Raw genomic sequence first — 14095 nt, forward strand, 5'->3', positions numbered from 1 at the left:
GCACGCATTCGTTCGACCCACCCGATTCAGCCGCAACGCCCATACTTGTCGTCGAATCTGACGATGTCGTCTTCGCCAAGATAGGTTCCGGACTGAACTTCGATGATCTGCAGCGGCACGCGGCCAGGATTTTCCAAACGATGACGTATGCCCAGCGGGATATACGTCGACTCGTTTTCGCCGAGAAGAAACTGTTCTTCCCCGCGCGTGACGAGCGCCGTCCCGCTCACGACAACCCAATGCTCCGCGCGATGGTGATGCATCTGCAACGACAGGCGCGCGCCCGGCATCACGACGATGCGTTTGACCTGAAAGCGATCGCCGTGGTCGATCGAATCGTAAAAGCCCCACGGCCGGCGCACTTTTCGATGTGCGTCGGCTTCCGGCGATTTTTCGCGCTTGATGCGCGACACCAGTCCCTTGATGTCCTGCACGTGCGAGCGCTCCGCCACCAGCACGGCGTCGTCGGTCTCGATCACGATCAGATTGTTCGTGCCGACACAGGCAAGCAGCCGGCCGCCTTGCGAACGCGCATAGGTTGCGGTCGCGCCTTCGAACAGCACGCGCCCATTCGATGCGTTGCCGCAGTCGTCCTTTTCCATCGCCTGCCAGACTGCATCCCACGACCCGAGATCCGACCAGCCCGCGTCGAGCGGCACCACCACGCCGGCGAAAGGCGAATCAGGCTTCCCTAACTGCTCCATCACCGCGTAATCGATCGAATCGGAGGGCGAGCGCAGGAATTCGGCGGCGTCGGGAATGACGCACTCGGTGGTTTCTCTCGCGCCCTGATGCGCCTGAACGCACGCGGCGTGTATCTCCGGCTGAAAACGTTCGATCATCGCAAGCCATACCGATGAACGGACCACCACCATCCCGCTGTTCCACCAATAATTGCCCGACTCCACATACTGAGCGGCGAGTTCCGCTGCGGGCTTCTCGACGAAGCGCTCGATGCGACGTGCGCCGTCGCGCAACTCGCTGCCGAGCCGGATATAGCCGAAACCGGTGTCCGCGCGGTCAGGGGGAACGCCTAACGTGGCGATCGAACCCGCTTGTGCGTGCCGCGCTGCGACGTCGATGGCGCGATGAAGCGCGTCGAGATTGGCTATCGAATGATCAGCGGGCATCACGACCAGAATGGCGTCCTGTCCATCGGCGCAAGCGGCCAATGCGGCGAGCGTGAGCGCCGGCGCGGTATCGCGGCGCGCGGGCTCCACCACGATGCGCGCGTTCACCCCGACCTCGCGCGCCTGTTCGTAAGTGGCAAAGTAATGCTCGGTACCGCAGACGACGACCGGGTCGGCCGACACATCCCAGAAGCTGCTGAAGCCGGCCATGCGCCCCATCGTGGCTTGCAATAATGTCTGGTTGCCGATCAGGTCGATCAACTGCTTCGGAAACTGCTCACGCGACATCGGCCACAGACGAGTCCCCGATCCCCCGGCGAGAATGACCTGCACGAGCGGCGGATAGTCCACCGGAGCCTTTTCGATCGAATCGGCATCCGTCGTTGCGTCCGTCGTTGCGTCCGTCACTGCCGTAACCTTTCCCATATAAAGCTCCCTTAGCTTGATGCCGGCTCGAGAGCGCCCGCTCGATGTCCGCGCATAACGCATGGCGACGCGAAGCGCGTCGAAGACTTCTCGTGTGATTAATGACAGGACGTCTATAACGGACTGACAGAGCCAACCAGTTCGTTGCGCGGAGGATGTACGTAGCGGCCTATCGGTCTGATTCGGCCTCTCAACGCAAGCATCGGCGCGATCGGGTCGCGGCAGATCGCGTAAAGGCAATAAAAGCGAACCGGCGTTATGCCGACAGACTGATGCCCATAGCGCCGCACTCGATGTGATCAATCATAGACAGCCCACGCTGCACCACAGCATACGTGGCGCGAACAGTGGAGATTTTGGCTCTGCTCGTGGGGCCGGATTCCTGAGTATCCGGATGAAGCTGACTTAGCCAACACCGGCATACGCCGAGGTTGGAAATCAATGACGACACGTGGTACCGTGCAATGAACGTGCTCACGTTTGATTCCTCAAAGATACGGACACCGATGTTGTCCATGCCGGCTCGACGCTGGCTTTCCGTCTCCGACTCCATGGCGGCTGTCTTCACATGGACGAGTCTTCGGGGCCCTGTGCGCCATTTCGTTTTCCTGGAGTCGCAATGGCTTACATATCGTTACTTGCGCTATTCCTGACTGTGACCAATCTGGTACCGGTAAGCGCGGTAGGTCTTGCCCCGCTCGTCTTCTGTTCATGGCGCTTTTTCGGCAGAAGTTACCCCGCGTTTATCACGCCACTCACCTTGCTGACGCTGCTGATCGTGGTGTCGACACTGCTCTACGATCCCGCGTCGTTCCTTGAATTCGACTTCTATCGGCGCGACGGCAATTTTTTCGTCTCCTATGCGCCGATCTTTGCCGGTTGCCTGTATATGCACCGTTGGGATCTGAACAAAGTGCTTCGCACGTTCTTCGTGTTTGCAGTAGTGATCAACTTGCCGCTTTACGCTTACTACATTCTTGAGAATGGCTTACTCAGCATTTTCATCCATCCCGATGCGAGCTTTGGCAGCTACTTCATTGCACGCAACGCGGCCGGCGGCTTCTTTGCAATGCTGTTCTGCCTGGGCGCCGCGTGCTATCTGCAAAGGCGCAGCAGGCTGATTCTTGCGCTGCTGGCCGCCAACGCGTTGATGCTTTTTTCCACTTATAGCCGCGGTTCGCTGCTGGGCGTTCTGGCGGCGCTGCCCTATGTCTACTTCGGCCGCAAGCGCTGGATGCTGGCCTCGCTGATAGCCGGTCTTCTCGTGGCTTCCATCGCAATGGCGCTCTACAACACGGACCCGACGGTCAACTATATGGGCTACTCCTTCACGATCCAGAATCAGGATGCGAAGGTCGCCAATCTGAGCATCCGCTACGAATGGCTGTGGCCACGCGCGCTCATGTACTTCGAACACAGCCCGATCATCGGCCTCGGGTTCGGTTCGTTCGACGACCATATCGGCAGCGTCGTGTCATACTTCCACGTGGTGGGTATTCCGTCGGACGTGTCGATCGAACATAGCGACTCACATGCGCACAACTCCTACCTCAACTTTCTCGCAGAACTAGGCGTGGTCGGACTCGCGCTGTTACTGAGTTTTTTCTGGAAGCTGATTGAATGGAGCCAGCATGGCGCGGCGGCCGCCGCGCTGACCGGCCGGGGACAAAACTTCGCCGCGTTCCGGTTCGTCGAAATCTCGTCAGTTTGCCTGCTTGTGATGGCCGCGACCGAACATCGGCTCGTCTCGCCGTCGAACGTTCTGATCCTTTCGCTTGTCATCTCGTTGTTGCTCGCATGGCGCCCGTCCAGCGCCGTCGCGTTCGAACGGTCGCCGCATACGCCGAATGGCCCCACGCCCTCGTGAGCGATAATACGGCCGCACTCAACCAATCTGCCCGCGGGAGGCGCTCTTTTCAGCCACGCGGCAGCCGGAAAGCGACAACGAGAGAACCCTATGTGGACTGTATTCACCAACCTGGGCGACGCCGCCATCACGTTGCCCGTGGCGGCTATTTGCGCCGGCTGGATTGCGCTATTCGATGTGCGTCTGGCACTTCGCCTGATCGGCGTACTCGCCGTTGGCGCCGCGCTCGTGGGCGCGACCAAGATCGTCTATGCCAGTTGGGGAATAGCCATTCCGGCCGATGATTTCCGCGTCATTAGCGGTCACACCATGCTGTCGACGTCCATCTGGATGGCCGCCATTACGCTCTTGCTGAAGTGGTGGCGGCAGCCGATGCTGCCGGGCATCGTCGCGGGCATGGTGATCGGAGCGCTGACTGGTTTTTCCCGCCTCGTCGACCATTCACATACGCTGCCCGAAGTCATTTCCGGCTGGCTGCTTGGCGCGCTCATGGCGCTAGTTTTCTTGCGGGCGGCCGTCCATGTCGAGCCCGTACGGTTCGGAGCCATCTGGCCCACGCTAAGCGTTCTGCTAGTCTCCACCCTCGCCTATGGTCATAAGGCGCCGCTTCAACATCTGATCGAAACACGTTCGCCGCAAATTCGCAAACACGTGCCATCCGTCATGGCCGTGCTGGAGCGGATTCGCTATCGCCTCCAGTCTTACGATGCCACGTCGGCCAGATGACGTTCGTCGACGGACTGCGGGTCTCTGACCGGATATGGAAGAAACTGCTCGACACAGGCGTACGGAAGCCGGGAGTCGATGAAATCCGTCAGTGCCGCCTTGAAGTTCTCCGTTGAAAAGCGCTCGGCATTCCGGCGGCATTGCCGCGGGTCGAACAAACCAGCATTGTTTTCAAACCGGCCGACCGCTTCCAGCAACGACTCCAGTGTCTGTTCGCCAAAGAACACGCCTGTTGGCCGATCGAGCGGCAAACCGACGACTGTTTCAAGCGCGCCGCCCCGGCCGAATGCGATCACCGGCGTTCCGCATGCCTGCGCTTCCACCACCGAGATACCGAAGTCTTCTTCCGCCGCAAACACGAATGCGCGGGCGCGCCGTAAATGATCGACGAGAACTTCCCATGGTTGATGACCAAGAATCGTGACGTTTTCTCCCGCGCACGATTTGATCTTCTTCATTTCAGGGCCATCGCCGATCACCACGAGCCGCCGCTCGGGCGTTTGCGAAAACGCTTGCACGATCAGGTCGATGCGCTTGTATGGCACCATCCGTGACGCCGTCACGTAGAAGTCGTCCTTCTGGGTACACACCGTCATGCTGGCGAGGTCGACCGGCGGATAAATGACGGTTGCGTCGCGTTGATAGGCCTTCCTGATACGCCGCGCAATGAACTGCGAATTCGCGACCAGGTGATCGACGCCGTTGGCCGAGCGCGAATCCCATCCGCGAATGTAATGGAGCAGCACGCGGGCCATCGCGGACTTGATGCCGGTACTCAGGTGGGACTCCCTGAGATACTGATGCTGCAAGTCCCACGCATAGCGAATGGGCGAATGAACGTAACTGACGTGGACCTGGTTCGGCCCGGTCAGTACGCCCTTCGCCACCGCATGCGAGCTGGAAATGACGAGGTCATAGCCGGACAGATCGACCTGTTCGATCGCGATCGGCATGAGCGGCAGGTAGGCGCGGTAGCGCTGCCGGGCAAAAGGCATTCTCTGAATGAACGACGTATGGACAGTCTTTCCCTTCACGCAGTCGCGGTCTTCCAGAAAATCGACAATCGAGAAGATGTCCGCGTTCGGGAAGCACTCGATGATATTTTTCAACACCTTCTCCGCGCCGCCCGAGACCACCAACCAATCGTGAACAATAGCGACTTTCACTTCGACCTCCTGTGAGATAGCAACCTGGACCTCCGCGTGCGAGGTCCTGCTTCATTCATCCTTGGCGGCGCCTGCCTGAGGCCGAAAGCCGCACGCCATTCGAACCATGCCAAACGCCCGCTCGGCGCCCGGCAACAGATTGATCAACTCAAGGCGGATCATGATGCCCATCAGCATCACAGCCAGCGCTGCTTCGCCGATCACCCGAGCAGACGCCATCCCTACCGCACCGTATCGAGAAGCAAGAAAAAGGGCCGTCATCACATTGATCAACCCGGAAACCACACCGGTCATGGCAAGCAGCTTGTCTTTCTTTCGCGGGACGAATACATAGAACGCGACAAACTGGTTAAAAGCGGCGAAGGGGAACATCCATGCGAAGATCTGCAATACGTGCGCACTCGGTTCAAATGCGGGCCCGAGGATCAACGGCAGCACAAATGGCGAAAGCGTGAGCGCGCCACAAAACGCCAGCAGTCCGTAGCCGATCAACAAGGTGGCGCCTCGCCGGGTCGTGACATGTGCACCCTCTTTGTCGCCGAGCGCGAGTTGCCGCGATATCGTGGGAATGAACACCTGCGACGCCGGCCCCATCAGACTGAGCCCGATCGTCGCGAAACGTTCGGCCGCGCCGAAGTAGCCCACCTGGGCGGGCGTGGACAGCAGCGTCAACAGATAAGTCGAAGACGCCGTGAGCACGACCGAGCCCGACGAGTAGCAGAACAGCATCGTCGAGCCTCGCACGAGAGGCACGACGCCCGCGAAGCTGAGACGCGGCAAGCCCAGTTGCCAGGTCGTCAGGCCGTACGAAATGATCGAGGACGCCACGCCCGCGATCAGCAGACTCGCCAGCACCCACACGGCGTCACTCGGCCCATTGACCAAATTCAGAACCAGCACGAGACTGAGCGCGAAACCGAACACCTCGATCATGATCGGGGTTCGAAAGTGCTGGCGCCCCTGGAATAGCCAGCCCAGATTCATCGCCGACACGATACCCAGCAGCGTGGCGAGCAGACCGATCATCGGCCGCTCCGACAGGACCGGTGAGCTCATCGTCGCGATGACGCCGATACTGCCGCCCAGCAATCCCATCACAAGGCGTGCGCTCACGTGCAACGAGTAGATGGAGTTGCACTCCGCCGCCGATTGCGCCTTCGACACCTCGCGCATGCCGACGAACGTGAATCCATAACCGGCGAGCATCCATATCACGTTCATCAGCGACATCGACGCCAATACCCGGCCGTACTCGGCGACGCCGAGAATCCTGCCGTAGAACGGCACGACGATGATGAGATAGATGTACCTCATCAAATAACCGCCGTAGACAAACGCAATAACGTTGGCGCCCGCTCGTCTATCCATACTGCCCCCTTTGTCGCGCGGTCCGGAGTTCAGCGCCCAACCGCGCGGCGGCGGGCAAGCGGGTTGGAGATATAACGCACGACGAAGTCCGACAGCGGCGAATAAGGCACGAGGCACAAGCTCGACAGCACGAGCGTGCCGAGTTTCTTCTTCACACCCCAGAACGGGTTCGCGATGATCGTATGCAAATAGGTGTGAGAGTTTCGCGTCATCCAGCGCCAGCGTGTCGGCAGGGTCGCGCGATAGACGCTCGAACAGAACGTGGCTCTTTCGTGAGAAAAGTCGTAAAAGACTGGCGGCAGTTCTATCTGCAACCGGTTGCGGGCGATATCCCTGAGTATCGCCCAGCGCAGGTTGAAGATTTTCGGCGCTTTGTTGATCTGCTCCGAATTGGCGAACGAGACCGTCTCGCCGTGTGCGTTATGCACACGATAGCCGCCGAGCGATTTCGGCACGGTGGCAATAGGCCCAGTCAATGCCGCACCGTAGATCGCGTAGAAGTCCGCGCCGTAGCGGTTGATGCCTTCCTCCGGTATGGGAAAGAAGCGCCTCAGGGCACTCACACGATATGCATTGCCCGACGCGGGCGGAGAGGGATAAAGCCAGCCGCCCAGCAACAGCTTTCCGCAGTCGTGTGGTGGTTCGCTATGGGGTACATGGGTGCCGGTTAGCACGCTGTCGCTGTCCATCACGTCTAGGCGGAATTGCACCTTCGCCCAGTTTCCGTCCACGAACAGGCGCATCACTTCGGAGACCGCGCTCGGATAAAGAATGTCGTCGGAATCGAGGAAGATTACATAGTCCGTTTCAAGCACGCCGATCGCATGGTTATACGCGGAGACCTGGCCGCCGTTCGGCTTGAAGATGGATGAAATACGCGTGCCGTACTGTTCAATGACCGCTCGCGAGCCGTCGGTCGAACCATCGTCGATGACGAGCACCTCCGTTCCTGGATAGTCCTGAGCAAGCGCCGAGTCGATCGCCTCGACCAGATAGCGCTCGTAGTTGTAATTGCAAATCGCAACGGTAACGTGGTTCATGATTTCTCGACGGTATCCAAAAGTTCGATCAAGCGAAATCCGATGACCGTAAAACTGACGACACACGCGGCAAACACGACACTTCAACTAGATCGGGCATAGCCTTGCCTGATCGTATGGCTACGTGGCACGACGCAGAACTACATAGGCGAGGTGCTTCGGCGGATTGTTGCCAGCGCCGTTGACTCGATCCGGCACCTTGAATCGAACTTTCAGCCGCTGGTCGTCCCACGTCAACGCAACGTCGTCGCGGGCGCCCGCTTCGCCGGTCAGTGCATCGATAAACTCGACCCGGGTAACACGCGACGACGATGTCGGCCCAAGCCCCGGCAAGCCGACCGTCTGCCAACCCGGGTCCGCCCTGACCTGCATCACGATGTCGCGGCCGGAAAACAAGCCGGTTCCTGCGGCGCCCGGACTGAACTGCAACGGCTTCGACAAGCTGGCGAGCGGTCCATCGACGGTCCGATGCAGTACGACCAGGCTTTGACCGGATACGTTGTAAGTCCGCTCAGGCGGACCCCGATGCGTAAGCCGGAATGGCTCATAGCCATCCCAGTGATAGATCATGGACAGATACTTGTCCTGGTCGTTCCAGTTTCTATCCAATGCCCACACGGCGAAGTCGAAGAAATAGCGCGGCAGGTAGTGCGGATCTTTCATGTACGCGTCACCTATTTCCGTTTGCCAGATTCCGCGTGCAGGACCGTTCTTCACGTACTGCTCATACAAAGGATCGAGATCGGCGACAGGAAGGTAATGCGTGTCGAGGTAATCGACCCAGTCCAGCATGCGTTCATCCAGCACCGGGCTCCTGTACTCCAGCCATCGCTTGAAGTTGGAGAGCCCGCCCTGATCCGGCCAGCCGCCGTACACGACATACGCGTCGTAACCGCGGATAATCCGTGCCGCCGGAATATGAATCCGCTCGACGTAATCCTGCATCGCCCGCTCGTAGGGCTTCGCGCGCTTCCGGTCCGGACTGAAATCCGGGCCGTGCCAGAACGAGGCCTGCGGCGAACCACCGGACAACTTGCCGGCCGCCTCGTTCCAGATCTGGAAATAACGCAGATTGAACGGCGGCGTCGAATACTTGCGAACCACCGCGTCGACGTAGCGCGTCCATGCCTTCTCGTCGACAGGCGCCGACTTTGAATCTCCCGGCACGCTCGCATTCCACTTCGGCGTGTATGCGAGCAGCAGCAAGGAGCCGATTCCGTTGCGATCGTTTCGAATCAGGACCGACGGCAGATCGCTATTGAATGTGGGACCGGTCTTGTCGATACGCATCGCGTCTCCCGGGCCGTACTGCTGGCCAGGTCCCACCGAATCGCGTCCCCAACTGATGCCCATCGCGTGCCACATCTGAATATCGCTGGCCGATCCGGGCCAGCCATTCGAGCCGATCAGGTCGGTCATCCGGCGAGCGGTCGCGCGATGTTTGCGCGCATCGGATACCGCCGCGAGCGCGCCCCGCGTACGCACCAGAGGTATCGTCGCACCCGCGAGCGCCGCTAGTATGCGCAGTGCTCGCCGTCGGCCGGCACCGTTTTCGACGCGATGCATTTGCCTGCCCAGAACCATGCGTCAACTCACCGACGCGCGCGGCGTCAGGTCCGGCAAGCGCTCACCGGTGTGGCCGTAGAGAATCTCAAGCACTTTCTGCGCCGAACACTCCCAGCGAAACTCGCGGGCGTGAAGCAAGCCCTTTGTTCGGTGACGCTCCCTGAGTTCTGCGTCGCCCATCATTTTTGAAATCTTTGCGGCGATGTCGTCAGCCGACATCGCATCGCAATACATCGCGGCGTCGCCACACGCTTCGGGTATCGACGTGCGCGACGAGGCAATCACAGGACAGCCGCAGTACATCGCTTCGAGTGGCGGCAGTCCGAATCCCTCATACAACGACGGAAAAACGAGGCAACCCGCGTTCTCGTACAAAGACTTCAATTCGCCGTCCGATACGAAGCCAGCCCACAGTACCTGCTTCGAGAACGCCGGTTGCCCGTCATCGGCGCTATTGAAGATGCGCGGATTTCTACCGCCCACAATGACAAACTTGATTCCGGTGAGATGTCCGAGCTTGCCGATTGCCTCCAGCGCCCGCTGCAGGTTCTTGCGCGGATCGATACTGCCGACAATCACACAGTAAGTGTCTTTCGCGAGCCCAAGACGGCTCAATACCGCGGGATTCGACGTGACCCGGTCGAGATGGTCCGCGCCGGGCGTGACGACCGTCACGCGCGATTCATCGATTTTCAGGTGATGGCAAATGCGCGTCTTCGAGAATTCCGAGACCGTCAGGATCAGCGGCCGGGTTCGTCTCAGGCATGCGAAGCAAACGCGGTACCAGAGCCGGAATTTTCTCGAGAAGCCTTGCGGGACATCGTAGATCGCCATGTCATGGACCATCACGACCTGCGCGCGCTTGAACAGCGGATTGGTATTGCACAGATTCAGGAGCGTCATGCCCCGCGCCGCGATCGGCAGCGTGATCTGCTCCCAGAGCGTGCCGCGCAGCCACGGAAAACGCCGCTGGCGTGCGAGCAGCGCGCCCGGTTCGATTGCGTTTTGCGGCATGAAGACTTCCAGTTCATCACCAGGGAGCGCGCGCATCTGCATCGCTCTCGTGAGTTCATAGGCGACCCGCTGAACGCCGGTGACGGGCTGGGAAGTGAACTTTCCGTTGATTGCAAAGGTCATCGGGTGCTCCGTTTAACGCCGTCACGAGATTACGCTGGCTGCCATTTGCCTGAGCCCGGAGCGAGATCAATGCACTGCTTCCGGGTCGCCGGCATCACTGGCGTAGTTCGTCGCGTAGCCGTAATTCCGTGTACTTCGCCGCAGCGGGATGCCGTTGAAGACCGCGCCGGCAATGCGTCCCTCGGCGCGCTCCATCTTCTTGATCGTGTCGGCGATCTCCTCCTCGCTTTGCATGCCCGAACGCAGGACCAGCAACGACGCGCCCGCTTCACTCGCGATGATGGAAGCGTCCGTGACCGCCAGAAACGGAGGCGTGTCGATGATCACCAGATCGAACTGACCCGCGAGCCGCTCCAGCACATCCTTGAAGCGCGGTTTCATCAGCAGTGCGGCGGGATTCTCCGGACGCAAGCCACAGGACAGGAACGTCAGGCTCTCGACGCTCGTCTGCCGCAATGCGCTGCGCAAAGGCATTCGCTCCGCGAGCACTTCCGAGAGTCCGCCACGATTGCTGCCGTTGAACAACGACGCGAGATGTCCGCGCCGCATATCGGCGTCGATCAGCACGACGCGCGTGCCGATCTCGGCATGCAGAATCGCGAGGTTTGCGGCAATAAAGCTCTTTCCCGCCGACGGCGTCGGCCCGATGACCATCAGGACGTTATTGCGCGCGCGTGCAAGATCGCGCGTCACCGCGGTGCGCACGTTGCGAAGCGCCTCGACCGACGTATCGTGCGGAAAACGTGAAGCCAGAGCCCGGCTGATGTCGCCATCGAGAAAGGCCGCCGCACCGTGAAACTGAATATCGGGCGAGCTTTTCTGGAATGGCAGATTGCTTCGCCCTCCCAGACCCAGTAGTAACTTTCGGCCCGCGCTGGCAGACAGGCGATCGAGCAACAGCTGCTGCTGGCTGAACAGGATCTCGCCGAATACCGGTACGCTCATGCGGCGCTCGACGTATTTGGGGTCGGTCACGCCGGTCATCACATGGCGGCGCATGAAGACCAGCGTGACGCCGGACACGAGCCCGAGTATCAAGGCCCCTCCGAGCACCAGCACGGGCTGCGGCTTGACCGGACGATGGGGTCTGATTGCCCGGTCGACGATATGCGCGCCGCCCGTGGTACTGGCGCGCCGAACCTGTAATTGCTCCGCTTTCTGAACCATCCCCAGATAGACCGTTTCCGCCACCTTCTGCGCGCGGAGCAGATCGACGCTTTCACGCTCGGATGACGGCATGCCGTTGAAATGGCCGTTGAATTTCTCTTGCGCGTCCTTTAATTGCGCCAGTTGTGTGTCGATGTTCTGGATCCAGCGGCTGCCAACGGTATAACGGTCGAGGAGTTGCGTACGCTGCAGTTGCAGGGACGCAATCTGCCTGTCGAGGTCGAGGCCGCCCTGAAGATACGCTTGCGCCTCGGCCGTCGGTTGCATCGACTGTGCATTCGCGCGGAAATGCTTGAGATTGTCCTCAGCCTTCCTGAGGTCGGCGAGCAAGCGCGGAAGTTCTCCGTTAATGAAGGCGAGCGTGGTCGTGTCATTGAGTTGCCGGCTGGTAATGGCAGAGGCCAGGTATTGCTGGCCCACGGCATTGGCGACTTCCGTGGCCTTATCCGCGCTTTTATCCATATACTCTATCTGCATGAGACCCGAGTCTTTTGCCTTGTCGCTAACCTTGACCAGGTCCTCAAAGCGCTTGACCGCGTCGAGTTCATTCCACCGAATAACCTCGAATTTCGTGCCGGGCCGCGCGTCCAACTCCTTCACGAGCATCGAGACGCCGTTGTCCATTGCCGGCGTGCCCACTATGCCTCTGACGAGTAACTGATCCGACGGTCCGCGCAACTCGTACGCGCCATCTGCGAGGGCGATCAAGGTGAGCTTTTCTTCCTCGAGTTCTCGCGGCACGTCAAGAGCGCCAATCTGAATACGCTCGCCGCCCCACGCAAAGGACTTCAACCCAAACCACGGCGCCGCCGGCCGACCGGGTGTCGCAAACTTCTCGGCGATGGCACCCAGAACCGGAATCTTGCGCGGCGTCACGGACACGTCGAAGCGGAACCGGTCGATCACCGGGTCGAGCACCGAGCGGCTATGCATGATGGCCATTTCGGTCGTTGGGGACGGCGCAGGCGGCGCAAGCATTTCCTGATTCTGCAAGGCGAGACCGAGCGCATTCGGCTCCGGCGGGTCCACGCGCAGGAGGACATCGGCCGAGTAGATCGGTGTCGCGATAAGTAGATATGCCACAGCCAGTGTCAGAACGACCACCGTCGTGACCACGATTTCCCAGATGTGATCGCGCATCAACGTGAGCATCCCACGCGCGCTGAGTTGGCCACGTTCGGCGCTGGCACCCGGAGAGAGCGAATTCTGAGGGTAGTAATCCACCGGTTTGATCCTTCCATGTTCGATGGGCAGAGTAATGATTCGATGCTGCTCTGCTGCACCACCGGTTCACGTTCTGAAACCGCCGCCGGACGACGTGGGTAGTGCATTGTCCGGCAGCACCTCGACGTGACGTGCTTCGTTAGATTGGTTCGGATAGCTGCGTTCCGGACCGCGCGAACGACGGATGACAGTGCTGCGTACTACATATCATCGGCGTCTTTACTACGTCGCCTGCAACGCGTTCTCCCACCACGATCTCAACAAACTAAAAATCCTCCCAAGATATTCGTGCTACGAAAAGCTATTCTGTAATGGACCCTGAAAAACTGCTGTATTGAGATTGTTATGGTCACTGCCTGCCGCTACTTCATAAAACAGGAATAGGGCCTCGCGGCATTGACGATGCCAACCTCCAACTGCACAGGTAGTTCGAGAGAACGCCTTGCGATCCAATGGCTCACGTCTGGCGTGATGGCCGCTTCGCCAATCAGACGCTCGCCCGGCAAGGTCGATCTTCATGTATGAGAACGCCGGATAATCCAACCATATGTCACGATCGCCGCGAGCGCCAGCCGCAGCGCGATCAACGCCGGCACCGCGCCCCTGCGGGCACGGTGGTACATGATCGCGCGTCAGCCTTCTCGCGCAATGCTTCGACCCGACACAAATCCAGCTGTCCATGGAGGACGGTAATTGGACATATCCTCGCCGAAGCACGGCGATGGCGCGTTAATGCACATACGCATCTTGCGGAGTCGGAAATCGGCTCATTCAGGCCGCCAATTTCTCTCTTGATGCTGCAGTGAAGCATAGCCTGCTTAAAAAGCGGCAATTCGTCATCGGCATAAATTCGGGTGTTAATGGCCGATTATGCAGAGGGGATTACAAAGGCAGGGCTATTGCAGAAAGCCTTGTTGCTATCTGCAATTAATGTAACAGAGTTATACGGGTCAGTGCATATCCCCGCACTGAACTGCCTCCGCAATTCATGTACACAAATTGTCTATCCGAGTGCAGCTGTCGCCCGGCAGCCCTTGCGTCATCGAGTGAAAGCGCGCTTTGGCGGAAGCGCTATTCACAAGATCCTTGCGTATTAGTTACGGAAAATGTTTCTCGTGGGAATACATATTAGAACGCTTTGTCTTCCATTGCGAGGTAAGAATTTCCCCCGCCATGACTATTACGCCAAAACACCCGCAAACGCCAGCCAAGTTCGTCGTGGAAATTTCGATGCGTTAATCTCGCTACTCAGGGTGATTAGCCTGTGCAGAGAACTCA

The 14095-nt window shown here is 59.4% G+C and carries 9 protein-coding genes; 2 read left to right on the forward strand and 7 right to left on the reverse strand.

What is annotated here, in order from left to right; translation table 11 throughout:
* Positions 1-26: 26 nt before the first annotated feature.
* Positions 27-1556: a mannose-1-phosphate guanylyltransferase/mannose-6-phosphate isomerase gene (locus HV770_RS32840; RefSeq protein WP_175165654.1), complete on the reverse strand. Its 1530-nt coding sequence runs from the start codon at positions 1554-1556 to the stop codon at positions 27-29.
* Positions 1557-2175: 619 nt separating this feature from the next.
* On the opposite strand from HV770_RS32840, the gene HV770_RS32845 reads away from it, so the two are divergent.
* Positions 2176-3423 (forward strand): O-antigen ligase family protein, encoded by a 1248-nt coding sequence (locus HV770_RS32845; protein WP_175165655.1) that lies wholly within the window; start codon positions 2176-2178, stop codon positions 3421-3423.
* 90 nt (positions 3424-3513) lie between these two features.
* The gene (locus tag HV770_RS32850; protein WP_175165656.1) at positions 3514-4149 is read left to right on the forward strand and encodes a phosphatase PAP2 family protein; all 636 of its coding nucleotides are present in this window, start codon (positions 3514-3516) and stop codon (positions 4147-4149) included.
* Here the strand turns inward: HV770_RS32850 and HV770_RS32855 are convergent.
* From HV770_RS32855 to HV770_RS32880, 6 genes are all read right to left on the reverse strand, one after another.
* On the reverse strand, positions 4125-5315 hold the full coding sequence (locus tag HV770_RS32855; RefSeq protein ID WP_175165657.1) for a glycosyltransferase family 4 protein: 1191 nt from the start codon (positions 5313-5315) through the stop codon (positions 4125-4127). The two genes, HV770_RS32850 and HV770_RS32855, sit on opposite strands and share 25 nt — an antisense overlap.
* A gap of 51 nt (positions 5316-5366) precedes the next feature.
* The gene (locus HV770_RS32860; protein WP_175165658.1) at positions 5367-6683 is read right to left on the reverse strand and encodes a lipopolysaccharide biosynthesis protein; all 1317 of its coding nucleotides are present in this window, start codon (positions 6681-6683) and stop codon (positions 5367-5369) included.
* A 29-nt stretch (positions 6684-6712) separates the two neighbouring features.
* Positions 6713-7723, reverse strand: coding sequence for a glycosyltransferase family 2 protein (locus HV770_RS32865; protein WP_175165659.1), 1011 nt, complete (start codon positions 7721-7723; stop codon positions 6713-6715).
* Between the two features lie 120 nt (positions 7724-7843).
* Positions 7844-9289 (reverse strand): hypothetical protein, encoded by a 1446-nt coding sequence (locus HV770_RS32870; protein WP_175165660.1) that lies wholly within the window; start codon positions 9287-9289, stop codon positions 7844-7846.
* Between the two features lie 21 nt (positions 9290-9310).
* Complete coding sequence (locus tag HV770_RS32875) at positions 9311-10426, reverse strand: glycosyltransferase family 4 protein (RefSeq protein WP_175165661.1); 1116 nt, start codon at positions 10424-10426, stop codon at positions 9311-9313.
* Between the two features lie 66 nt (positions 10427-10492).
* A complete protein-coding gene (locus HV770_RS32880; RefSeq protein ID WP_246291425.1) occupies positions 10493-12745 on the reverse strand; it encodes a polysaccharide biosynthesis tyrosine autokinase in 2253 nt (750 codons plus the stop codon).
* Positions 12746-14095 lie beyond the last annotated feature (1350 nt).

The sequence above is a fragment of the Paraburkholderia fynbosensis genome (genome assembly GCF_902859935.1).
GTDB lineage: Bacteria > Pseudomonadota > Gammaproteobacteria > Burkholderiales > Burkholderiaceae > Paraburkholderia > Paraburkholderia fynbosensis.

Coding starts and splice junctions, on each gene's coding strand:
- HV770_RS32840 (WP_175165654.1), bottom strand. CDS start 1,556: ATGGGAAAGGTTACGGCAGTGACGGACGCAACGACGGACGCAACGACG.
- HV770_RS32845 (WP_175165655.1), top strand. CDS start 2,176: ATGGCTTACATATCGTTACTTGCGCTATTCCTGACTGTGACCAATCTG.
- HV770_RS32850 (WP_175165656.1), top strand. CDS start 3,514: ATGTGGACTGTATTCACCAACCTGGGCGACGCCGCCATCACGTTGCCC.
- HV770_RS32860 (WP_175165658.1), bottom strand. CDS start 6,683: ATGGATAGACGAGCGGGCGCCAACGTTATTGCGTTTGTCTACGGCGGT.
- HV770_RS32865 (WP_175165659.1), bottom strand. CDS start 7,723: ATGAACCACGTTACCGTTGCGATTTGCAATTACAACTACGAGCGCTAT.
- HV770_RS32870 (WP_175165660.1), bottom strand. CDS start 9,289: ATGCATCGCGTCGAAAACGGTGCCGGCCGACGGCGAGCACTGCGCATA.
- HV770_RS32875 (WP_175165661.1), bottom strand. CDS start 10,426: ATGACCTTTGCAATCAACGGAAAGTTCACTTCCCAGCCCGTCACCGGC.
- HV770_RS32880 (WP_246291425.1), bottom strand. CDS start 12,745: ATGCTCACGTTGATGCGCGATCACATCTGGGAAATCGTGGTCACGACG.